This is a genomic window from Pseudomonas sp. SIMBA_041 (assembly GCF_046535095.1).
Classification (GTDB): domain Bacteria; phylum Pseudomonadota; class Gammaproteobacteria; order Pseudomonadales; family Pseudomonadaceae; genus Aquipseudomonas; species Aquipseudomonas mucoides.
The window spans coordinates 1-256 of record NZ_JAWRXJ010000583.1 but is presented as its reverse complement, the minus strand read 5'-3'; the positions used below and the strand labels follow the sequence as shown (position 1 = coordinate 256).

Annotated in this window: 1 protein-coding gene; it reads right to left on the bottom strand. The window is 44.5% G+C overall.

The window, feature by feature from the left end; translation table 11 throughout:
- A partial coding sequence (locus SB725_RS32455) for an AMP-binding protein (protein ID WP_410923611.1) occupies positions 1-256 on the bottom strand: 256 nt, incomplete at both ends.

Sequence of the window (256 nt, the reverse complement as noted above, 5' to 3'; positions counted from 1 at the left end):
CTTGGGTACTAAGCGTTTGACCTGACGAATAATTGTATTGACCAAAATACCTTTCAAACCCATCATATCGCCCATCTTCGATAGGATAATACGTTTGATAGACGTTTCTTCAATGACTTGCTCGAGCGCTTGGGCAAAGTTATCGACCACAAAAATTGCTTGGGCACCAGAATCGTTAAGCTGATGGCGTAATTCTCGGCCAGTATATAGCGGGTTGACAGGGGTACAAACGTAGCCTGCACGCAATATCCCAATC